The organism is Variovorax endophyticus, from assembly GCF_025376855.1.
Taxonomy (GTDB): domain Bacteria; phylum Pseudomonadota; class Gammaproteobacteria; order Burkholderiales; family Burkholderiaceae_C; genus Variovorax.
Genome location: NZ_JAHUTH010000043.1, coordinates 1 through 21,709, shown reverse-complemented (window position 1 = coordinate 21,709; position 21,709 = coordinate 1). Strand labels below are relative to the sequence as shown.

Here is a 21,709-nt window from a genome sequence, read left to right as displayed (position 1 = left end):
TGTGCACAATCCATGTAGGAAGCCAAATCCGTGCCAACCCGCAGGCGCGGGGTGTCGCAAAGAGAAAGCGGGGGAGGGCGCTACGCGCGCAACCGGCGCGCCGGTTCGGCCTCGTGCAGGTAGGCCGTGAAGGTGTCGCGCGGCGACGAGCCCGTGTGGCGTGTGAGGATCCGCCCGACCTCGCCGCGGTGGTAGCCGCCATGGGCGATCACGTGGCCCAACATCTCCTCGCGCGACATGCGGCCGGCCGAGCCGTCGGTGAAATCGAAATCGAGGCTGGCTCCCAGCTCGTCGTCGCCGATCGCCTGCACATGCGCCAGGAACCAGCGGTCGTTGTCGCGCACCGCCTGCAGCAGGAGTCCGGGCGCGAGCCGCTCGGGCGAGTGGGTGCCGCCGTAGCCATGGGGCCGGCCCTCGAGGTGGGCCCTGAAGATGCCGTCGACCGCATGGGCGTGGTCGAGGGTGGCCCAGGCCGCCTCGAGGTCGTCGTCGGGCAGCCGGCCCCGCGCGGCCAGCAGGCCGGCGAACAGGCCCTCGTCGGCCCAGGCCTTGTAGCGGAACATCGAGGTCAGCAGCGTGCGTGCGCTCATCGGGGTCTCCTGGCGAGGCGCCGCGGCGCGGCGCGCTTCGGGGCACGATGATCCCCGGCGCCCCTGGCGCGGTCCAATGAAATGCAACCGGCCCACTGATAAGAGCCCCGCATCAATGCAGGGCCTGGCCGGGCGGCCGATTGCGCGGGCGCGGCTTCATGGGCACGATGCTTGCGGATGCGCCGGCGTACGGCCGATCCGCGTCCTCCACCTCCAAGGCAGCGCCGATGTCCTTCCTGTGGCCCGGTTACCTCTGGTTCCTGCTGGCGCTCGCGCCGCTGCCGCTGGCCTATGCCTGGCTGCTGCGGCGCCGCGGCCGGCTGGCCCAGCGCTATGGTCGGTTGCAGACCGAGGGCGCCGCGACGCTGCGGCGCGGCTGGCGCCGGCACCTGCCGCCCGCGCTGTTCCTGCTGGCCTGCGCCGGCCTGCTGTTCGCCGCGGCGCGGCCGGTGGCGCGGGTGCCGCTGCCGTGGGCGCGCACCTCGATCATGCTGGCGATGGACGTCTCGCTGAGCATGCGCGTGAACGACGTCAAGCCAACCCGGCTCGAGGCCGCGCAGGCGGCGGCCAAGTCCTTCCTGCGCGAGCTGCCGCGGCGCATCGAGGTCGGCCTCGTCACCTTCGCCGGCAGCAGCCAGGTCGCGCAGCGCGCCACGCTCGACCGCGATGCGCTCGCGGCCAGCATCGACGCCTTCCAGATGCAGATGGGCACCGCGGTCGGCGATGCGATCGTGCTGTGCCTGGCCGAACTGTTCCCGCAGGACAACATCAGCCTCGGCGAGATGACCTTCGGCGGCAACGCGCCGCGCGGTCGCAGCCTCGACGACAAGGCGAAGCCGCCGCCGCGCCAGATCACGCCGGTGGCGCCCGGCTCCTACGATGCCGCCGCGATCATCCTGCTGAGCGACGGCCGCCGCACCACCGGCATCGACACGCTCGAGGCCGCGAAGATGGCGGCCGACCGCGGCGTGCGCGTCTACGTGATCGGCATGGGCACGCTCGACGGCGACATCGCCGCGCCCGACGGCATGGCGATCTACATGAAGCTCGACGAGCCCACCCTGCGCGAAGTGGCGCGCATGACCGGCGGCGAGTACCACCACGCCGGCACCGCCGAGGCGCTGCACGGCGTCTACGAGAAGCTCGGCTCGCGCGTGCAGGTGCAGCCGCGCGAGAACGAGCTCTCGGGCCTGCTGGCGCTGCTGTCGGCGCTGCTCGCGATCACGGGCGCGGCGCTGTCGGTGCTGTGGTTCGGGCGCATCGTCTGAGCCGCGGTTTGCCGCCCGTCACGCGGCGGCGCCACAATCGCGGCCGGACCCGGTGGCCTGCCGGCCGACTCCCTTCATGCAGCACTCCCCATCCCCCTTGCGCACGCGCCCCATCGGCGCCGGCCACCTGCGCGCCTTCGAGGTCGTCGCGCGGCACCTGAACTTCCGCGCCGCGGCCGAGGAGATGGCGCTCACGCAGCCGGCCGTGAGCCGCCAGATCCAGGCGCTCGAGGAGGAGGTCGGCGTGCGCCTGTTCCTGCGCCACACGCGCGCGGTCGAGCTCACGAGCGCCGGCGCCCAATTGCTGCTCGCGGTGCAGCAGGCGCTGCCGCGCATCGACAGCACCATCCGGCAGATCCGCCAGAGCGCATCGCGTCGCAGCGTGGCGCTGACCACCTTCGCCTCGTTCGCCTCGATGTGGCTGATCCCGCGCCTGGAGGCCTTCCAGCGCGACCATCCCGACATCGACATCCGCATCGATGCCTCCGACGCGGTGATCGACCTCGAGGTCAGCGACATCGACCTCGCGCTGCGCTACGGCCGCGCCGAGCACATGCCCGAGGGCGCGGTGCGGCTGTTCGGCGAGCACCTGATGCCGGTGGCCAGCCCCTGGCTCATCAAGAGCAGCCCGCCGATCGAGAAGCCCGAGGACCTCGCGCGCTTCACGCTGATCGAGGTCGGCGATGCGCATCCGAGCTATGTCGAGTGGCTGGTCTGGCGCCGCTGGTTCGAATCGAACGGCCTGGCCCGCATCCAGCCGCGCCGCTGGCTCTACTTCAACTACGACTACCAGATGGCGCAGGCCGCGCTGACCGGCCAGGGCGTGGTGCTCGCGCGCAGCCCGCTGATCGCCGAGAGCCTGGCCAACGGCGACCTGGTCGAGGTGCTGCCGCGCCAGCGCATGGATTCGCCGATGGCCTACTGGCTCGTGAGCGGCCCGCGCAACGAAGGCCGGCCCGAGCTCCAGGCCTTCGGCACATGGCTGCTGCAGCAGGCGGTGCTCACGCGCGCGGCGATCGGCGATGCGGTCGACGACGAGGCGCCGGTGGCACGGCGCCAGAGCGCCGCATGAGCGCCGCGTGAGCGGTGGGCGAGGTGGTCGGCTTTCGCGCGCATGCGCAGCCATTGCCCGGCGTTGCGACAACGGGTACACATCCTGGTTTCCACGTGATGAACGGAGCGATTCCATGGTGCGAGAGACGATCGACCCCGCCGATGCGCAACGGGTGAGGGCCAGCTTCGAGCGGCAGAACGCGATGCGCGAGCTCGGCATCGAACTGGTCGAGGTGCGGCCCGGCGAGGTCGAACTGGCGATGCCGGCCTCCGAGCGGCTGACCCAGCAGCACGGCTTCCTGCATGCCGGCATCGTCGCCACCGCGCTCGACAGCGCCTGCGGCTACGCGGCCTTCTCGCTGATGCCGCCCGAGGCGGCCGTGCTCACGATCGAGTTCAAGATCAACCTGCTGGCCCCGGCCGCCGGCGAGCGCTTCGTGTTCCGCGCCGGCGTGACCAAGGCGGGCCGCACGATCAGCGTGAGCGACGGCCGGGCCTATGCGCTGCGCGAGGGGAAGGAGTCGCTGATCGCGACCATGACGGCCACGCTGATGGCGGTGGTGGGGCGCGAGGACATCCGGCACTGACGGGCCGCCGCGACCACCGCCGTGGCGGGTGGGTCGAATGCTGCCGACCGTTCAGAAGCTGAACGTTCAGGAGTTGTTCGGTGGCCGAGCGCGGATGGCCTGAAGGGCGACAAAACGCCCTGAAAAGCCTCGAAACCACCGCTTTCGGCGCGCAAAGCACGAGGTATTGCGTTGGCACGGCGCTTGCCATGTCGTGTGCATGACCTCCACCACAGCCACCCCCGAAACACCCGGCGCGCATGGCGCCGATCCCGACGGCCGGCCCGCGCTTCGCGAGGGCACGACCGGCAGCGCCACGCTCGTCGTCGCACCGAAGCATCTGGCCAGCGCCTTCGCCGAAGAAAGCGGCGAAGCCTATCCGCGGGTGCTCGCCACGCCGGCCCTGGTCGGCCTGCTCGAGCGCGCCTGCGCGGCGATCCTCGTGCCCGCCCTGCGCGCCGGCGAGATGTCGGTCGGCCACCGGGTCCAGCTCGTGCATGGCGCGCCCACAGCGCCCGGCCAGATGGTCCGCGCGAAGGCGACCTTGCTGCGCCGCGAGAAACGCCTCTACGTGTTCGAGGTCGAGGCGCGCGACGACGCGGGCGTCGTGGCCACGGGCGAGCATTCGCGCGCGATCGTGCCGGCCGCCGCGGTCGAGGCCACGGCACTGCGCCGCGCGAACGGCGCCGAGGAGGCCGCGCGATGAGCACCGCCGCGATGCTGCATCCCGAGGTCGAGACGCTCTCGCCCGCCACCCTGCGTTCGCTGCAGGAGGCACGCTGGACCGAGCAGTGGCGCTACGTGCGCACCAGCTCGGTCTTCTACCGGCGCAAGCTGTCGGGCTGGCTCGACCGCGCGCTCACGCTCGACGAGCTGCAGGAATTGCCGCTGACCGAGAAGGACGAACTGCGCCTGAGCCAGGAGGCCGACTATCCGTTCGGCGACTACGTGGCCTGCGCCGAGAAGCGCGTGGTGCGGCTGCACCGCACCTCGGGCACCACGGGCCGGCCGCTGATCCTCGCCAACTCGCGCCGCGACGCCGAGATCGTGGCCGAGGTCGGCGGCCGCTCGATGTGGGCCTCGGGCCTGCGGCCCAGCGACCGCGTGGTGCATTGCCTCAACTACTGCATGTGGACCGGTGGCTTCACCGACCACACCACGCTCGAGGCCGCCGGCGCCACCGTGCTGCCCTTCGGCGTGGGCAACACGCGGCAGCTGATCGATGCCATCCTCGACCTGAAGATCACGGCGATCTCGTGCACGCCGTCCTATCCGGCGCTGCTCGAGAGCGTGCTGCGCCAGCACTATCCGGGGCTGCAGCCGGCCGACCTGGGGTTGAAGCTGGGCCTGTTCGGCGGCGAGGCGGGGCTCGACAACGCCGAGTTCCGCGCGCAGATGGAGGCGCGCTGGGGCTTCAAGGTGCGCAACGCGAACTTCGGCCTGTCGGAGGTGATGAGCATCCTCGGCGGCCAGACCGACTGGACCACCGACCTGCTGTTCCACGCCGGCGACGTGGTGTTCGCCGAGATCCTCGATCCTGCCACCCTGCAGCGGCTGCCGATCCGCGAGGGCACGGTCGGCGAGCTGGTCTGCACCCACCTGCGCAAGGAGTGCCAGCCGCTGGTGCGCTACCGCACGCGCGACGTGGTGACGGTGACCGGCACCGAGCCCGGCCCCGACGGCCGCACCGCCTGGCGCTTCCGCGTCAGCGGGCGCACCGACGACATGTTCAACGTGCGCGGCATCAACGTGTTCCCGAGCGCGGTGCGCGCGGCGATCGAATCGCTGCCCGCGCTGAGCTCGGGGCACTTCCGCATCGTGCTGCGCGGGCCCGGCCCCTACGACCGCGTCGAGCTGCGGGCCGAAGCGGCCGCGGGGCTCGCGCCGGCCGACTGGGAAGCGGCCGCGCGCCGGCTGGAGATCGCGGTGCGCGAGCGCGCGGGCGCCAGTGCGCTGGTGGAGATGGTGCCGTTCGAGTTCTACGAACGCACCGACGGCAAGACTCAGTGGGTCGAGAAGCATTGAAGACCCGCCCGGGACCAACGAACGAACGAACGAGCAAAGGATTTTTCGCCATGGACTACGTCACCCTCGAAACCAGCGACGGCATCGCGCACGTGCGGCTGCAGCGGCCCGAGCGCCTCAACGCCATCAGCGCCGTGGTGCTCGACGACCTGCACGAGGCGCTGCGCGAGGCGCAGTCCTCGGCCGACGCGCGCGCGATCGTGTTCTCGGGCGCGGGCCGGGCCTTCTGCGCCGGCGACGACCTCAAGGAGTTCGGCGAGCAGACGCGCACGCCGGCCTCGATCCGCCATCACATCGAGCGCATCCAGACCATCACGCGCGACCTGATGTTCGGCGGCAAGCCGGTGATCGGCGCGATCCACGGCTTCGCGGTCGGCGGTGGCTTCGAATGGCTGCTGAACTGCGACCTGGTGGTGGCCTCCGAGGACCTGGTGTGCTTCTTCCCGGAAATGGACTGGGGCCAGTTCGTGACCGGCGGCGTGACCTGGCTGCTGCCGCAGGCCGTGGGCCACCAGCGCGCGATGGAGCTCTGGCTGCTGGGCGAGCGCCAGTCGTCCGCCGACCTGCAGCGCCTGGGGCTCGCGAACTGGGTGGTGCCGCCCGAGCGCGTGCTGGCGCGCGCCTTCGAGGTGGCGGCGGTGGTGGCTTCGAAGTCGCAGGGCTCGGTGTCGCGGCTCAAGCGCGTGGTGACGATGCAGGCGCAGTCGAACCTCGCGGTGGCGCTCGAGCTCGAGCAGGAGGCCACCGTGGCCGCCTTCGCCACGCCCGACGCCGCCGAGCGCGTGCTCAAGTTCGGGCGTCGCGCCTGAACGGGGAGACCGCGATGAACGTCCGGGCCATCACCTTCGACTACTTCGGAACCCTGGTCGACGTCGACCGCGGCGGCATGGCCGGCATCGAGGCCGTGCTGGCCGAAGCCGGCCTGCGCACCGAGCGGCCGCTGTTCGAGCTCTACCTCGACTGGGACATCCGCAACGTGCAGCGCTACCGCGGCGGGCGCTGGCGCCCCTATCGCCAGGTGGCGCGCGAGGCGCTGCGCGAGACGCTCGAGGCCATCGAGCCCGGCGTCACGGCGCGGCTCGACATCGACCTGCTCAACGAGCTCTACCTCGGCCACCTGGTCGAGTCGGCGCCGCCGCATCCCGAGGTCGAGGCCATCCTGCAACGGCTGGCCGAGCGCTTTCCGCTGATGCCCATCACCAACATGGACAGCGACCTGTGGCAGCGCAGCCAGCTCGTGCGCTTCTTCGACCAGGTCACCACGGCCGAGATGGCGCGGGCCTACAAGCCTTCGGAATCGATCTTCAGGCTCGCGCTCGACCGCCTCGCGGTGCCGGCGGAGTCGGTGCTGCATTGCTCGCTGGCGAGCTGGGCCGACATCGACGGCGCCAAGCCGCTGGGCATGCAGGTGGCCTGGATCAACCGCGGCGCCGAGCGGCTGAGCGTCTGGCAGCCGCGGCCCGACCACGAGTTCCCCACCCTCGAGGGCGTGCTCGCCCTCCTGGACTAGTCCGCTAGTCCGGTTTCTTCCATTCACTTCGAGGTACAGAACATGCGCCGTTTCCTGCTTCTTGCTGCTTCCCTGGGCCTGTGGGCCTCCCTCCTGCCCGCCAGCGCGCAGGACCTGGTCGTCAAGATCGGCCATGCCGGCCCGCTCAGCGGTCCGCAGGCCAACGCGGGCCGCGACAACGAACGCGGCGTGAAGCTCGCCATCGCCGATCTCAACGCGCAGGACTTCCGCATCGGCGGCAAGCGCGCGCGCTTCGAGCTGGTCTCGGAGGACGACCAGGGCGATCCGCGCACCGGCACCCAGGTGGCGCAGAAGATGGTCGACACCGGCGTGCGCGCGGTCATCGGGCACTACAACTCGGGCGTCTCGATTCCCGCCTCGCGCATCTACAGCCAGGAGGACATCCCGATGATCACCGGCGCGTCCTCGAACCCGCAGCTCACGCGCCAGGGCTTCGCGAGCATCTTCCGGCTCGCTGCCAACGACAACGTGATGGGCGCGGCCATGGCCGAGTTCGCCGCCGCGCGCGGCCTGCGCAAGGTGGCGGTGATCGACGACCGCACCGCCTACGGCACCGGCGTGGCCGACATCTTCGTGCAGACCGCCAAGGGCCTGGGCCTCGAGGTGGTGGGACGCGAGTTCACCAACGACAAGGCCACCGACTTCACCGCCATCCTGACCAAGTTCAAGGGGCTGGCGCCCGAGGCGGTGTTCCTCGGCGGCTACTACGCGCAGGGCGCGGGCGTCGCGCGCCAGATGCGCCAGCTCGACATCAATGCGCTGCTGCTCGGCGGCGACGGCATCTGCACGGCCGAGGTGGTGCCGCTGGGCGGCAAGCTGCTCGAGGGCCGCTACTTCTGCGCGCAGAGCGGGCGCCCGCTCGACAGCCTGCCGGGTGGCCCGGCCTTCCGCGAGCGCTTCACCAAAACCTTCGACGCGCCGATCGACGCCTATGCGCCGGCCTTCTACGTGGCGACGCTGGTGGTCGCGCGCGCGATGCAGCAGGCCGGCAGCGACGAGCCGAAGAAGGTCACGGCCGCGCTGAAGACGCTGAAGATGGATTCGATGCTCGGCCCGGTGCAGTTCGACGCCACCGGCGAGTGGCTCAAGGCGCCGGTCACGGCCTACCAGATCGCCGGCGGCAAGCTGGTGCCGGTCGAGCGCAAGCCGTGAGCGCGCGCGTGCCGAGGGATGGCGCCAGCGTTCCGCCGCCCGCGCTTCCTTGGCAGAATCGGCGCGACCGGTCGGCCGCGGCGTCCTCGCCGCGCGCGCCGGGCTGACGAGGACAAGGAACGCGATGACGCCGATGCTCGACGAGGTCTGGGACGTGCTGGTCGAGCGGGCGATCGCCCAGGGCCACGGCGCGCTGCTGTTCGGCGCGGGTCGCGTGCCGCGGCGCGCCTGGACCGCGCCCGGCATCGAGGCCGAGGCCCTGATGGCCGCGCTGCCGGCCGATGGCGTCGCGGGCGCGCCCTGCCTGCCGGTGGTGCAGCCGCGTGGCTTCGAGTGCCTGCACCTGCGCGCCGCCGACTCGAAGACCGGCGAAGCGCTGTTCGTGGCGCTGCTCGCGCGGCCGGACAGCGCCGACCTCGGCGACGAGCTGCGCCTGCTGGCCCGGCTGTGGGCCGCCGCGCATTCGGCCGAGCTGGTGGCCGAGCAGCAGGGCGCGCTGCTGCAGGAGCAGTCGGCGATCGTCGAGCACATCACCGACGGCCTGCTGGTGGTCGACCGCGACCTGATGGTCAAGCACATGAATGCCGCGGCCGGCCGCATCCTCAGCCTGCATCCGCGCGAGAGCATCGGCAAGCCCTTCGGCTCGCTGCTCGATTTCGCGCCGATCATCCAGCCGCTGCTGGAAACCGGCGAGGGCTACATCGACCGCGAGCTGATCATCGACTCGCCGCAGCGGCACCTGCACCTGGTCGACACCGCGGTGCCGATCAAGAACGCGGCGGGCCAGGTGGTGTCGATCGTGAATTCCTTTCGCGAGATCCAGCGCGCCCGCCGCATGGCCGACCGCATCGCGGGCAACCATGCGCGCTACAGCTTCGACGACGTGGTGGGCACCGCGCCACCGCTGGTGGCGGCCGTCGAGGCCGCGCGCAAGGCCGCGCGCGGTTTCGCCAACGTGCTGCTGATCGGCCAGAGCGGCGTCGGCAAGGAGGTCTTCGCCCAGGCCATCCACAACGCCAGCGCGCGCGCCGCGGGACCTTTCATCGCGATCAACTGCGCCGCGCTGCCGCGCGACCTGATCGAGAGCGAGCTGTTCGGCTATGCGCCCGGCAGCTTCACCGGCGCCACGCGCGAGGGCCGGCCCGGCAAGTTCGAGGCGGCCAGCAGCGGCACCATCTTCCTCGACGAGATCTCCGAGCTGCCGATCGACGTGCAGGCCAAGCTGCTGCGCGTGCTGCAGGAGCGCGAGGTGGTGCGCGTGGGCGACACGCGCAGCATCCCGATCGACGTGCGCGTGATCTCGGCCAGCAACCGCGACCTGCAGGCCATGATCGAGCGGCGCGAGTTCCGCGAAGACCTCTACTACCGCTGCCACGTGATCGGCATCGAGCTGCCCTCGCTGCGCGAGCGGCCCGAGGACGTGCCCGTGCTGGTGCACCACTTCCTGCGCAAGTACGCGCAGCTGCTGCGCAAGAACGTCTTCCGCGTCTCGCCGGCCCTGATGCAGCGGCTGGTCGCGCATCCGTGGCCCGGCAACGTGCGCGAGCTCGAGAACACCGTCGAACGGCTGGTGAACATGACCGATGCCGAGACCGCCTGCGTCGACGACTTGCCCGCGTGGTTCTCCGGCGGCCAGAAACCCGACGCCGTGCCGCCGCCGCCGGTGCGCCCGGCCTCCGAGGTGCGCACGCTCGAGGAGGTCGAGAAGGAGGCGATCGTGAATGCGCTGCGTGCCTGCGGCTTCAACGTGACCGAGACCGCGCGCCGGCTCGGCATCGCGAAGCCCACGCTCTACGCCAAGATCCGCGGCTATGGGCTGCGGCTGCAGCGCGGCGGGCGTGGCGCCTTCGATGCCGAGGAGGCGGGGCCGGCCGAGCTCTGACCCCTCAGTCCGCGGGCGCCGCGAGCTCGCCGAAGACCTCGGCGGTCCAGTCGACGAAGAGCCGCAGCTTCGCGCTGAGGTAGCGCGTCGACGGATACAGCACGCTGATCGGATACTTCGGCCGGGTCCAGTCGGTGAGCAGCGGCACCAGCTCGCCGGTGGCGATGTGGGGCGCGACCATGTACTCGAAGGTCTGGCCGAGGCCCAGGCCCGCGCGCAGGGCGCTGAGGTGGGCGGTGCTCTCGTTGACCGAGACGCCCACCGCGGCCGTCACCTCGATCGCCTCGCCGCCGCGATGGAAGCGCATCGGGAACGGCCGCCCGCTCACCGACGACAGGTAGTGGACCGGCACGTGGCGGCGCTCGATGTCGTCGGGATGCGCGGGCTGCCCGTACTGCCTGACGTAGGCGGGGCTCGCGCAGGTGACGAAGCCCACCTGCGCGACGCGCCTCGCCACCAGCGAGGAATCGGGCAGCGCGCCGCCGCGGATGACGCAGTCCACGCCGTCCTTCACGAGGTCCGAGGGGCGGTCGCTGACGCCCAGGTCGATCTGCACGTCGGGATAGCGCTGGCGGAATCCGCGCAAGGCGGGAATCAGCACGAAGTTCGCGAGCGACGAGCCGACCTCGACGCGCAGCCGGCCCTGGGGCCTGGCGCGCGCATTGGCCGCCTGCTCGTCCATGTCGTCGAGGTCGGCGATCAGGTGCACGGCGCGCTCGTAGTAGGCCGCGCCTTCCGCGGTCAGGGTCACGCGGCGTGTGGTGCGCTGCAGCAGCTTCACGCCGAGGTGCGCCTCCAGCTCCTGGATGTGGCGCGTCACCGTCGCCTTGGGCACGTTCGAGAGATGGGCCGCCCTGGTGAAGCTGCCGCTCTCCGCGATGCGCATGAAGACACGGAGGGCGGCGGTTTGGTCCATGGGCATTCGATTGTTCCAGCTTTGAAATTATGAAATGGCCGGGCGCGCATTTATCGCGAGGCTCGAAGCACCTATCTTTCGCGGCCCGCACACTTCATCAGACAGGACTTTCATGCAACACGAGCCGCACGGCCGCACGCCCTCGAACCCGGAGGAGATCACGCCCTTCAGCCTCGATGTTCCCGCGCAGGCGCTGGCCGACCTGCAACGGCGCCTTGCCGCCACGCGCTGGCCCGCGCGCGAGACCGTCGCGGATGCGAGCCAGGGTGCGCCGCTCGCGCGCATGCAGGCCTTGACGGACCACTGGCGCGAGGCCTACGACTGGCGCCGCATCGAGCGCCAGCTCAACGCGTGGGGCCAGTACCGCACGCGCATCGACGGCCTGGGCATCCACTTCCTGCACATCCGTTCGAAGCACGCCGATGCGATGCCGCTGCTGCTCACGCACGGTTGGCCGGGGTCGGTGCTCGAGTTCCGCAACGTCATCGGCCCGCTGACCGATCCGACCCGCCATGGCGGCAAGGCCGAGGATGCGTTCCACCTCGTCATTCCCTCGCTGCCGGGCTTCGGCTTCTCGGACGTGCCCGATGCCGCCGGCTGGAACGTGCCGAGGACGGCCGCAGCCTGGGCCACGCTGATGCGGCGCCTGGGCTATGCGCGCTGGGTGGCGCAGGGCGGCGACTGGGGCGCGGCCGTGACCACCGCGCTGGGCCGGCTGCAGCCGCCGGGGTTGGGGGGCATCCACCTGAGCTGGCACCTGGTCTTCCCCGATCCGATGCCCGCGCAACTGTCGGCCGAGGAGCAGCGCGCGGTCGATGCGCTGCAGGCCTTCCGCGCCGAGGGCTACGGCTACTTCCAGCAGCAGGCCACCCGGCCCCAGACCCTGGCCTATGGCCTGGCCGATTCGCCGGCCGGGCAGGCGGCATGGATCTACGAGAAGCTGATGGCGTGGACCCGACCCGATGGCGATGCAGAAAGCCTGCTGGGACGCGATGCAATCCTCGACAACATCACGCTCTACTGGCTCACGGGCACGGCCGCGTCCTCGGCCCGCATCTACTGGGAGAACCGCGGTGGCGGCGGCAATGCCCCGCTGGCGCTGCCGGTCGCGGCCTCGGTGTTTCCCGACGACATCTTCCGCGCGCCGAAGCGCTGGGCGCAGCGCAGCTACCCGCAACTGATCCACTGGAACGAGCTGCCGCGCGGCGGTCATTTCGCCGCCTGGGAGCAGCCGGCGCTGTTCGCGCAGGAGATGCGCGACGGCTTCAGGACGTTGCGCGCGCCCGGTTGAGGCTGCGCCAGGTCGGCCATCGGTGCCTCAGCCTCTCCAGGCGATCATCAGTTCCTTCGCCTGGACCCGGTCGCCCGGCTTGACCAGCACGCGCTCGATGACGCCGTCGTGCTCGGCCACGATGTGCGTCTCCATCTTCATCGCCTCGAGCGACAGCAGCGTGGCGCCGGCCTTCACGCTCTGGCCCGCGGCCACGGGCACGGTGACCACGGCCCCCGGCATCGGGGCGCCCACGTGCAGCGGATTGCCCGGCTCGGCCAGCTCGCGCTGCAGCTCGGTGGCACCGGCGCCATCGCGCATCACGGTCACGGTGCGCGACTGGCCATTGAGCTCGAACAGCACCTTGACCGCGCCGGTGGCGGGCTCGTCGTGGATGCCCTGCAGGCTCACCAGCAGTGTCTTGCCGGGGTCGATCTCCAGCGCTACCTCGTCGTGCATCCGCATGCCGTAGAAGAAGGTGGGCGTGGGCAGCACCGAGGTGTCGCCGTGTTTCTGTTGATGGCGATGGAACTCGCGCGCCACCTTCGGGTACATGAGGGCGCTCGCGAGCTGGCGGTCGTCGAAGGCCGTGCCGGTGTCCTGTTCCGCCTGCGCGCGCGCGGCCTCGAGGTCGGTGGGCGGCAGGTGGTCGCCGGGCCGGTAGGCGGTGGGCGGCGCCACGCCGTCGGCCAGCTTGAGCACCTTGCGCGAGAGCGCCGGCGGAAAGCCGTCGGGCGGGAAACCCAGGTCGCCCTTGAACAGCGAGACCACCGATTCCGGGAACGCGACCTCCTTCGCGGGATCGGCCACGTCCTCGGCCCGCAGGTCGTTGGCGACCATCATCAGCGCCATGTCGCCCACCACCTTGGAGGTGGGCGTCACCTTCACGATGTCGCCGAACACGCGGTTGGCGTCCGCGTAGGCCTTCGACACCTCCGTCCAGCGGTGCTCGAGGCCGAGGGCACGGGCCTGCTCGCGCAGGTTGGTGTACTGGCCGCCCGGCATCTCGTGCGCGTAGACGTCGGCGGTGCCGGCGCGGATGTCGCTCTCGAAGGGCGCGTAGAAGCGCCGCACGCCCTCGAAGTAGGTCGACGCCGCATGCAGCGCGCGCTGCGACAGGCCCGGCGCGCGTTCGCCGTGCGCGAGCGCTGCGGCCATGCTCGAGAGATTGGGCTGCGAGGTCAGGCCGCTCATCGCGTCGAGCGCGCCGTCGACCGCGTCGCAGCCGGCCTCGACCGCCGCGAGCACCGAGGCGGCCGCGGTGCCGCTGGTGTCGTGCGTGTGGAAGTGGATCGGCAGGCCGGTCTCCTCCTTCAGGGCCTTCACCAGCGCGGCCGCCGCTTGCGGGCGGCAGATGCCCGCCATGTCCTTGATCGCGAGGATGTGCACGCCGGCCTGCTGGAGCTGGCGCGCGATCTTAGTGTAGTAGCGCAGGTCGTACGTCGGCCGCGACGCATCGAACAGGTCGCCGCTGTAGCAGATGGCGCCTTCGCACAGCGCGCCGGACTCCAGCACCGCGTCGATCGACACGCGCATGTTCTCGACCCAGTTCAGCGCGTCGAACACGCGGAACAGGTCCACGCCCGCGGCCGCTGCCTGGCGCACGAAGAAGCGCACCACGTTGTCGGCATAGCTGGTGTAGCCCACGCCGTTGGCGCCGCGCAGCAGCATCTGGAACAGGATGTTGGGCACCTGCTCGCGCAGCTGCGCGAGGCGCTGCCACGGGTCTTCCTGCAGGAAGCGCATCGCCACGTCGAAGGTGGCGCCGCCCCAGCATTCGAGCGAGAACAGCTGCGGCAGCTCGCGTGCGTAGAACGGCGCGATCGGCAGCATGTCGGCGGTGCGCATGCGGGTCGCGAACAGCGACTGGTGCGCGTCGCGCAGGGTGGTGTCGGTCATCAACAGCGGCTTGCTGTCGAGCATCCATTGCGCGAAGCGCGCCGGGCCCAGTTCGCGCAGGCGGTCGCGCGTGCCCGGCGGGATCGGCCGGGCCAGGTCGGCGCGCGGCAGCACCGGCTTGACGAAGGGAAGCTCGGGCGCCTTGCGGCCCGCCATCTCGGGATGCCCGTTCACCGTCACGCCGGCGATGAAGCCCAGCAGCCGGGTGGCGCGGTCGCGCCGCTTGGTGAAGGTCAGCAGCTCAGGCGTGGATTCGATGAAGCGCGTCGTCACCGTGCCCGCGGCGAAGCTGGCGTGGTTGATCACGTTCTCGAGGAACTGCAGGTTCGACGCCACGCCGCGGATGCGGAATTCGCGCAGGGCGCGGTCCATGCGCCGGATGGACTCGCGCGCCGTGGGCGCCCAGGCCGTGACCTTGACCAGCAGCGAGTCGTAGTAGGGCGTGATCACCGCGCCGCTGTAGGCCGTGCCCTCGTCGAGGCGGATGCCCAGCCCGGCCGCGTTGCGGTAGGCCGAGAGCCGGCCGTAGTCGGGCAGGAAGCCGCTCTCGGGGTCTTCGGTGGTGATACGGCACTGCAGCGCATGGCCGTTGAGGCGGATCTCGTCCTGCGGGGGCACGCCGGTCGCGCGTTCGTCGTCCCGGTCCGCCTCGCCGCGCAGACCGATGCGTCCGCCCTCGCTGATGCGCACCTGCGCCTTGACGATGTCGATGCCGGTCACCAGCTCGGTCACCGTGTGCTCGACCTGGATGCGCGGGTTCACCTCGATGAAGTAGAAGGCCCCGGTGTCCGCGTCCATCAGGAACTCGACCGTGCCGGCATGCGTGTAGCCGACCGCGCGCATCAGCTTCAGCGCGCTGTCGCACAGGGCCTGGCGCGTGGCGTCGTCGAGGTAGGGCGCGGGCGCGCGCTCCACCACCTTCTGGTTGCGGCGCTGCACGGTGCAGTCGCGCTCGAACAGGTGGACGATCTGGCCGTGCAGGTCGCCGAGGATCTGCACCTCGACATGGCGCGCGCGCTGCACCAGCTTCTCGAGGTACACCTCGTCGTTGCCGAAGGCCGAGAGCGCCTCGCGCCGTGCCGCGGCCAGCGCGCCCTCGAGTTCGCTCTCGTGGTGGATGGCGCGCATGCCGCGGCCGCCGCCGCCCCAGCTGGCCTTGAGCATCACCGGGTAGCCGACCTCGTGGGCCAGGCGCTGGCATTCGGCCAGCTCGGGCGGCAGCGGCGCTGTCGCGGGCATCACCGGAACGCCGGCCGACACCGCGGCATGGCGCGCCGCCACCTTGTTGCCGAGCGTGCGCATGATCGCCGGATCGGGCCCGATCCAGCGGATGCCCGCGTCGATCACGGCCTGCGCGAAATCCGGGTTCTCCGACAGGAAGCCGTAGCCCGGATGGATCGCGTCCACCCTGGCGGCGCGCGCCACGCGCAGGATGTCGTCGATGTCGAGGTAGGCCGCCAGCGGCTTCCTGCCCTCGCCGACGAGGTAGCTCTCGTCGGCCTTGAAGCGGTGCAGCGCGAGGCGGTCCTCGCGCGAGTAGATCGCCACCGTGCGCATGTTCATCTCGGAAGCGGCGCGCAGGATCCGGATGGCGATCTCCGAGCGGTTGGCGACGAGGATCGATCGGATCGGGGGCAGGGAAGCGTGGGGAGGGGCGGACATGCGGAATCACCGAGGGAAGCCCGGCGCGCGCCGTGGCACGCCACCAGGACAGGTTCACGAATTCTTCGAGCGGCGGCAGGCCTTGAAGAGGGCGCAGGCAGGGCCGGGGCCGAGCTGGGGGCGGATTGTGCCGACGCCTCCCGAGGTGCGCGTTGAATGCTCAACAAGGCGCACTTTGCGAATACCAAATTGCGTGTTTTCGGGGATCCGGCATGCTGCGGGCATGACTACCGAGACCTCCGTCGACCTCCGGGCCTGGATCGGCCGCACCGAGCGCAGGGGCGACGACGTGGGCGCCGCGCCCCTGTCGGCGCTGGCCGCCACGTTCAACCGGGACGACCTCGCCTTCAACCTGGGCAGCGACGTGCCCCCGCTGTGGCACTGGCTGCATTTCATCCCGCTGGCGCGCCAGGACCAGATCGGCGCCGACGGCCACCCGCTGCGCGGCGGCTTCCTGCCGCCGATCGCGCTGCCGCGCCGCATGTGGGCCGGCGGCGAGCTGCAGTTCCACCATCCGCTGCAGGTGGGCGACGAGATCACGCGCCAGTCTCGCATCCTCGACGTGGATGCCAAGCAGGGCAAGAGCGGGCCGCTGGTCTTCGTCAAGGTCCGCCACGAGATCTCGAATGCCAGGGGCCTGGCCATCACCGAGGAGCAGGACATCGTCTACCGCGACATGCCGGCCGCGGGCGCGCCTGCCCCGGCGGGAAAGCAGGCGGCCACGGATGAGGACTACCGCGAGACCGTCGTGCCCGATCCGGTGCTGCTGTTCCGCTATTCCGCGCTGACCTTCAATGGCCACCGCATCCACTACGACCGGCCCTACGCCACCGAGGTGGAGGGCTATCCGGGCCTGGTGGTCCATGGCCCGATGGTGGCCACGCTGCTGCTGGGGCTCGCGAGCCGCCAGCTGCCGCGGCGCCGCGTGCGCGGCTTCGCCTTCCGCGCCGTGCATCCCCTGTTCGACACCGCCGCCTTCGAGCTGTGCGGCAAGGCCGAGGCCGACGGTTCGCAGAAACTGTGGGCACGCAACCATGACGGCGCGCTGGCGATGGAAGCCCGCGCCAGTTTTTTCTAACCAGCAAGCAAGCAGCGATCCAATGACGAAGAACGCCGTCGACAAGTACCAAGACATCCGCGATGCCGTGCGCGCACTCTGCGCCGAGTTTCCCGACGAATACCACCGCAAGATCGACGAGCAGCGTGCCTATCCCGAGGCCTTCGTCGATGCGCTGACCAAGGCGGGCTGGCTCGCGGCGCTGATCCCCGCCGAGTACGGCGGCTCGGGCCTGGGCCTGACCGAGGCCTCGGTGATCATGGAGGAGATCAACCGCTCGGGCGGCAACTCCGGCGCCTGCCACGGCCAGATGTACAACATGGGCACGCTGCTGCGCCACGGCTCCGAGCAGCAGAAGCAGCTCTACCTGCCCAAGATCGCCTCGGGCGAATGGCGCCTGCAGTCCATGGGCGTGACCGAGCCCACGACCGGCACCGACACCACCAAGATCAAGACCACGGCCGTGAAGAAGGGCGATCGCTACGTCGTCAACGGCCAGAAGGTCTGGATTTCGCGCGTGCAGCATTCGGACTGGATGATCCTGCTCGCGCGCACCACGCCGCTGGCCGAGGTCAAGAAGAAGTCCGAGGGCATGTCGATCTTCCTGGTCGACCTGCGCGCGGCCGAGAAGAGCGGGATGACGGTGCGGCCGATCCCGAACATGGTGAACCACGAGACCAACGAGCTGTTCTTCGAGAACCTCGAGATCCCGGCCGAGAACCTGATCGGCGAGGAAGGCCAGGGCTTCAAGTACATCCTCGACGGCCTGAATGCCGAGCGCACGCTGATCGCGGCCGAGTGCATCGGCGACGGCTACTGGTTCATCGACCGCGTGACGAAGTACGTCAACGAGCGCGTGGTGTTCGGCCGCCCGATCGGCCAGAACCAGGGCGTGCAGTTCCCGATCGCCGACGCCTACATCGAGGTCGAGGCCGCCAACCTCATGCGCTTCAAGGCCTGCGAGCTGTTCGATGCGCACCAGCCCTGCGGCGCGCAGGCCAACATGGCGAAGTACCTGGCGGCCAAGGCGAGCTGGGAAGCGGCCAACACCTGCCTGCAGTTCCATGGCGGCTTCGGCTTCGCGAACGAATACGACATCGAGCGCAAGTTCCGCGAGACGCGCCTCTACCAGGTCGCGCCGATCTCCACCAACCTGATCTACGCGTACGTGGCGGAGCATCTGCTCGGCCTGCCGCGTTCCTTCTGAGCGCCATGGCACGCAGCTCCAGCAGGCGCCCGCTCGAAGGCATCACCGTCGTCACGCTCGAGCACGCGGTGGCGGCGCCCTTCGCCACGCGCCAGCTCGCGGACATGGGTGCGCGGGTCATCAAGATCGAGCGCCCGGGCGCCGGCGACTTCGCGCGCGCCTACGACCGGCGCGTGCGGGGCGAGGCCTCCTACTTCGTCTGGATCAACCGGTCCAAGGAAAGCATCACCCTCGACGTCAAGCATCCCGAGGCGCGGCAGGTGCTCGCCAGGCTGCTGGGCCAGGCCGACGTGCTGGTGCAGAACCTGGCGCCCGGCGCCGCGGCGCGGCTCGGCCTGTCAGAGGAAGCGCTGCGTCCGACGCACAAGCGCCTGATCGTCTGCGACATCTCGGGCTACGGCAGCGCGGGACCGTTCCGCGACAAGAAGGCCTACGACCTGCTGATCCAGGCCGAGGCGGGCCTGCTGTCGGTGACCGGCTCGCCCGAGGAGATGGCGCGCGCCGGCATCTCGGTGGCCGACATCGCCGCCGGCATGTATGCCTACAGCTCGGTGCTGGCCGCGCTGATCCAGCGCGGCATCACCGGCGAGGGCAGCCACATCGACGTGTCGATGCTCGAGTGCCTCGCCGAATGGATGGGCAACCCGCTCTACTACGGCTTCGAGGGCCAGGCGCAGGCCGCGCGCGCGGGCGCCAGCCATCCGAGCATCTATCCCTACGGCCCCTTCACGGCGGGCGACGGCAAGACCGTGCTGTTCGGACTGCAGAACGAGCGCGAGTGGAAGGCCTTCTGCGAACAGGTGCTCGCGCACCCGGAGCTGGCCACCGACGAACGCTTCGACGCCAACGCCAAGCGCAGCGCCCACCGGGTGGAACTCAAGCAACTCATCGAGTCGCTGCTGCAGCCGCTGACGGCGGCCCAGTGCATCGAGCGCCTCGACGCCGCCAACATCGGCAACGCCAGCGTCAACGGCATCGCGGACGTGTGGGCCCATCCCCAGCTGCGCGCCCGGGAGCGCTGGCTCGAGGTGGGTTCGCCCGTCGGGCCGATCCCGGCGCTGAAGCCGCCGGCCGACAACGACCGCTTCGCGCCGCGCATGGACCCGGTTCCCGCGCTGGGCGAGCACACCGACGCCATCCTGCAAGCGCTGGGCTACGGCCCCGAAGACATCGCGCGCCTGCGCGACAGCCAGATCCTCTGAAAGAACATTCGACATGACCACCTCGAGCACCCCCGAGTCCATCCTGGCGAGCTTTGCCGCCGACCTGAAGGCCGAAGACATTCCGCCGGCGGTGCTGCGCCGCGCCGAGGACCTGCTCCTCGACTGGGTCGGCTCGGCGCTGGCCGGCAAGGGCGCGCGCCCGGTCGAGAGCATCACGCGCTTCGCGTCCGCCATGGGCGCGGGCGACGGCCGCAGCGAGATCCTGATCCACCGCACGCGTTCCAGCCCCCTGATGGCCGCGATGGCGAATGCTGCGGCCTCGCATTTCGCCGAGCAGGACGACGTGCACAACGGCTCCGTGTTCCATCCGGCCGCCGTGGTGTTCCCGGTGGCGCTCGCGATCTCCCAGGCGCATGGCCTCAGCGGCGCGCAGTTGCTGACCGCGGCGGTTGCCGGCTACGAGGTCGGCATCCGCGTCGGCGAGTTCCTGGGCCGCTCGCACTACAAGATCTTCCACACCACCGGCACCGCGGGTGCCGTGGCCGCCGCGGTGACGGCCGGCCACCTGCTGGCGCTCACGCCCGACCAGATGCTGCATGCGATCGGTTCCGCGGGCACCCAGGCCTCGGGCCTGTGGGAGTTCCTGCGCGACGCCGCCGATTCGAAGCAGCTGCACACGGCGCATGCGGCCGGCGCCGGCCTCACGGCGGCCTACCTGGCCAAGGACGACTTCACGGGCGCGCGGCGCATCCTGACCGGCGCGCAGGGCATGGCCGCGGGCATGTCGAGCGATGCCGATCCGGCCCGGCTCACGGACGGCCTCGGCACGCGCTGGGCGCTGGCCGAGACCTCGTTCAAGTTCCACGCTTCGTGTCGCCACACGCATCCCGCGGCCGATGCGCTGCAGCAGATCCTGCAGCGCCACCAGCTCGCGGCCGGCGACGTGAAGGCGGTGACGGCGCAGGTGCACCAGGCGGCCATCGATGTCCTCGGCCCGGTCACCGATCCGCAGACCGTGCACCAGTCGAAGTTCTCGATGGGCACCGTGCTCGGCCTGGTGGCTGTGCATGGCCGCGCGGGCCTGTCGGAATTCGACGGGCACTTCAAGGACGCCGCGGTCTCGGCCTTCCACGACAAGGTGAGCATGGTCCTCGATGCCGAGGTGGACCGGGCCTATCCGGCGCGATGGATCGGCAAGGTGCATGTTGATACCATCGACGGCCGTCGCCTCGAGGGCCGCGTCGACGAACCCAAGGGCGATCCCGGCAACACCCTCGAGCGCCATGAACTGGAAGAGAAGGCGACGCGCCTGGCCCTCTACCGCGACGGCGCCACGGCCGCCGAGATGCAGAGCGTCATCGGCTGGGCCTGGTCGCTGATGTCGGTGGCGCGCGTCGGCATCCTGCTGGAGCCGGTCGCTTCCCGATGAGCTCGCGGGCCGGGGCGGCGGGCGAGCGGCAAAGTCGGAAAGCAAGATGATCCACTTCGATCTGGTAGACCTGCGGCTGTTCCTGGCCATCGCCGAGGCCAACAGCCTCACGCGAGGCGCCGAGGCCACGTTCATGTCGGTCTCGGCGGCGAGCATCCGCGTCAAGAACCTCGAGGAGAGCGTGGGCACCAAGCTGCTGTACCGCAGCAGCCAGGGCGTGACCCTCTCGCCGCCGGGCCAGGCGCTGGCCTATCACGCGCGCCTGGTGGTCGGCCAGCTCGAGCACCTGCGCAACGACCTGCAGGAGTACGCGAGCGGCATCAAGGGCCATCTGCGCGTGTTCGCGAGCACGACGGCCATCACCGACTTCCTGCCGGCCGTGATGAGCCGCTACCTCATCACCCATCCCGACGTGAACGTCGACCTGCGCGAGCGCGGCAGCGGCGACATCGTGCGCGCGGTGTCCGACGGCCACACCGACATCGGCATCGTCTCGGGGCGCGTGCGCACCGAGGGGCTCGAGGTCGTGCCCTATCGCGAGGACCGGCTGGTGCTGGTGGTGCCCGACGGCCATGCGCTGGCGGCCCGCCCGGCGGTGCCCTTCGCCGAGACCCTCGAATACGAGCACGTCGTGCTCAACGAGGGCACGGCGATCCATTCGTTCCTGAACCAGATCGCCCGCGACATGAACCGCGTGCTCAAGCCGCGCATCCAGGTCGGCAACTTCGAGGCCTGCTGCAAGATGACCGAATCGAACGTCGGCATCAGCATCATGCCGGGCACCTCGGCCGAGCGTTACCGGCAGTACATGGCCGTCCAGGTCGTCCAGCTCGAGGACGACTGGGCCCTGCGCAACCTGCAGATCTGCTTTCGCAGCCTCGAAGCCTTGCCGGGCTTCGCGCGCGATCTGGTCGAGCTGCTGAAGGCCGACGCGCTGTCGGCCAGGCGCGCGTCGGACTCCTAGATTTCGTTCGCGAGTTCCGGCACAGCCGTGAACAGGTCGGCCACGAGGCCGTAGTCGGCCACCGAGAAGATCGGC

At 70.6% G+C, this 21,709-nt stretch carries 18 protein-coding genes; 15 read left to right on the top strand and 3 right to left on the bottom strand.

Going from position 1 to position 21,709, the window contains the following annotated elements; genetic code table 11:
• Positions 1 to 80: 80 nt before the first annotated feature.
• A complete protein-coding gene (locus KV106_RS36495; protein WP_261216765.1) occupies positions 81 to 590 on the bottom strand; it encodes a DinB family protein in 510 nt (169 codons plus the stop codon).
• Positions 591 to 817: 227 nt separating this feature from the next.
• On the opposite strand from KV106_RS36495, the gene KV106_RS36490 reads away from it, so the two are divergent.
• From KV106_RS36490 to KV106_RS36450, 9 genes are all read left to right on the top strand, one after another.
• On the top strand, positions 818 to 1,858 hold the full coding sequence (locus tag KV106_RS36490; protein ID WP_261216763.1) for a VWA domain-containing protein: 1,041 nt from the start codon (positions 818 to 820) through the stop codon (positions 1,856 to 1,858).
• A 76-nt stretch (positions 1,859 to 1,934) separates the two neighbouring features.
• Positions 1,935 to 2,930: a LysR substrate-binding domain-containing protein gene (locus KV106_RS36485; RefSeq protein ID WP_261216762.1), complete on the top strand. Its 996-nt coding sequence runs from the start codon at positions 1,935 to 1,937 to the stop codon at positions 2,928 to 2,930.
• A 115-nt stretch (positions 2,931 to 3,045) separates the two neighbouring features.
• Positions 3,046 to 3,498, top strand: a complete 453-nt coding sequence (locus KV106_RS36480) for a PaaI family thioesterase (RefSeq protein WP_261216749.1) — start codon at positions 3,046 to 3,048, stop codon at positions 3,496 to 3,498.
• Positions 3,499 to 3,697: 199 nt separating this feature from the next.
• On the top strand, positions 3,698 to 4,183 hold the full coding sequence (locus tag KV106_RS36475) for a thioesterase family protein (protein WP_261216747.1): 486 nt from the start codon (positions 3,698 to 3,700) through the stop codon (positions 4,181 to 4,183).
• Positions 4,180 to 5,502, top strand: a complete 1,323-nt coding sequence (locus KV106_RS36470) for a phenylacetate--CoA ligase family protein (RefSeq protein ID WP_261216746.1) — start codon at positions 4,180 to 4,182, stop codon at positions 5,500 to 5,502. Before KV106_RS36475 ends, KV106_RS36470 begins: the two co-directional genes overlap by 4 nt.
• A gap of 50 nt (positions 5,503 to 5,552) precedes the next feature.
• A complete protein-coding gene (locus KV106_RS36465; RefSeq protein ID WP_261216744.1) occupies positions 5,553 to 6,311 on the top strand; it encodes an enoyl-CoA hydratase/isomerase family protein in 759 nt (252 codons plus the stop codon).
• Positions 6,312 to 6,325: 14 nt separating this feature from the next.
• A complete protein-coding gene (locus KV106_RS36460) occupies positions 6,326 to 7,012 on the top strand; it encodes an HAD family hydrolase (RefSeq protein WP_203207648.1) in 687 nt (228 codons plus the stop codon).
• A 42-nt stretch (positions 7,013 to 7,054) separates the two neighbouring features.
• Positions 7,055 to 8,185, top strand: coding sequence for a branched-chain amino acid ABC transporter substrate-binding protein (locus tag KV106_RS36455; protein WP_261216742.1), 1,131 nt, complete (start codon positions 7,055 to 7,057; stop codon positions 8,183 to 8,185).
• Between the two features lie 124 nt (positions 8,186 to 8,309).
• Positions 8,310 to 10,067 carry a sigma-54 interaction domain-containing protein gene (locus KV106_RS36450; RefSeq protein WP_261216741.1) on the top strand — a complete coding sequence of 586 codons (1,758 nt, stop codon included), beginning with the start codon at positions 8,310 to 8,312 and terminating at the stop codon, positions 10,065 to 10,067.
• 4 nt (positions 10,068 to 10,071) lie between these two features.
• Here KV106_RS36450 and KV106_RS36445 read toward each other — a convergent pair whose 3' ends face one another.
• Positions 10,072 to 10,983 carry a LysR family transcriptional regulator gene (locus tag KV106_RS36445; protein WP_261216820.1) on the bottom strand — a complete coding sequence of 304 codons (912 nt, stop codon included), beginning with the start codon at positions 10,981 to 10,983 and terminating at the stop codon, positions 10,072 to 10,074.
• 112 nt (positions 10,984 to 11,095) lie between these two features.
• Here KV106_RS36445 and KV106_RS36440 point away from each other — a divergent pair, with 112 nt between their 5' ends.
• Complete coding sequence (locus KV106_RS36440; protein ID WP_261216738.1) at positions 11,096 to 12,274, top strand: epoxide hydrolase family protein; 1,179 nt, start codon at positions 11,096 to 11,098, stop codon at positions 12,272 to 12,274.
• Positions 12,275 to 12,301: 27 nt separating this feature from the next.
• Here KV106_RS36440 and KV106_RS36435 read toward each other — a convergent pair whose 3' ends face one another.
• On the bottom strand, positions 12,302 to 15,814 hold the full coding sequence (locus tag KV106_RS36435; RefSeq protein WP_261216737.1) for a pyruvate carboxylase: 3,513 nt from the start codon (positions 15,812 to 15,814) through the stop codon (positions 12,302 to 12,304).
• Between the two features lie 223 nt (positions 15,815 to 16,037).
• On the opposite strand from KV106_RS36435, the gene KV106_RS36430 reads away from it, so the two are divergent.
• Genes KV106_RS36430 through KV106_RS36410 form a run of 5 tightly spaced genes read left to right on the top strand, consistent with a single transcriptional unit; the run spans position 16,038 to position 21,634 of the window.
• Positions 16,038 to 16,892: an HTD2 family dehydratase gene (locus KV106_RS36430; protein ID WP_261216735.1), complete on the top strand. Its 855-nt coding sequence runs from the start codon at positions 16,038 to 16,040 to the stop codon at positions 16,890 to 16,892.
• Positions 16,893 to 16,914: 22 nt separating this feature from the next.
• On the top strand, positions 16,915 to 18,078 hold the full coding sequence (locus KV106_RS36425) for an acyl-CoA dehydrogenase family protein (protein ID WP_057590129.1): 1,164 nt from the start codon (positions 16,915 to 16,917) through the stop codon (positions 18,076 to 18,078).
• A 5-nt stretch (positions 18,079 to 18,083) separates the two neighbouring features.
• Positions 18,084 to 19,280 (top strand): CaiB/BaiF CoA transferase family protein, encoded by a 1,197-nt coding sequence (locus KV106_RS36420; protein WP_261216732.1) that lies wholly within the window; start codon positions 18,084 to 18,086, stop codon positions 19,278 to 19,280.
• A gap of 13 nt (positions 19,281 to 19,293) precedes the next feature.
• Entirely contained in the window at positions 19,294 to 20,670 is a 1,377-nt protein-coding gene (locus KV106_RS36415) for an MmgE/PrpD family protein (protein ID WP_261216730.1), read from the top strand.
• Between the two features lie 46 nt (positions 20,671 to 20,716).
• Positions 20,717 to 21,634 carry a LysR substrate-binding domain-containing protein gene (locus tag KV106_RS36410; RefSeq protein WP_261216729.1) on the top strand — a complete coding sequence of 306 codons (918 nt, stop codon included), beginning with the start codon at positions 20,717 to 20,719 and terminating at the stop codon, positions 21,632 to 21,634.
• Positions 21,635 to 21,709: the final 75 nt, after the last annotated feature.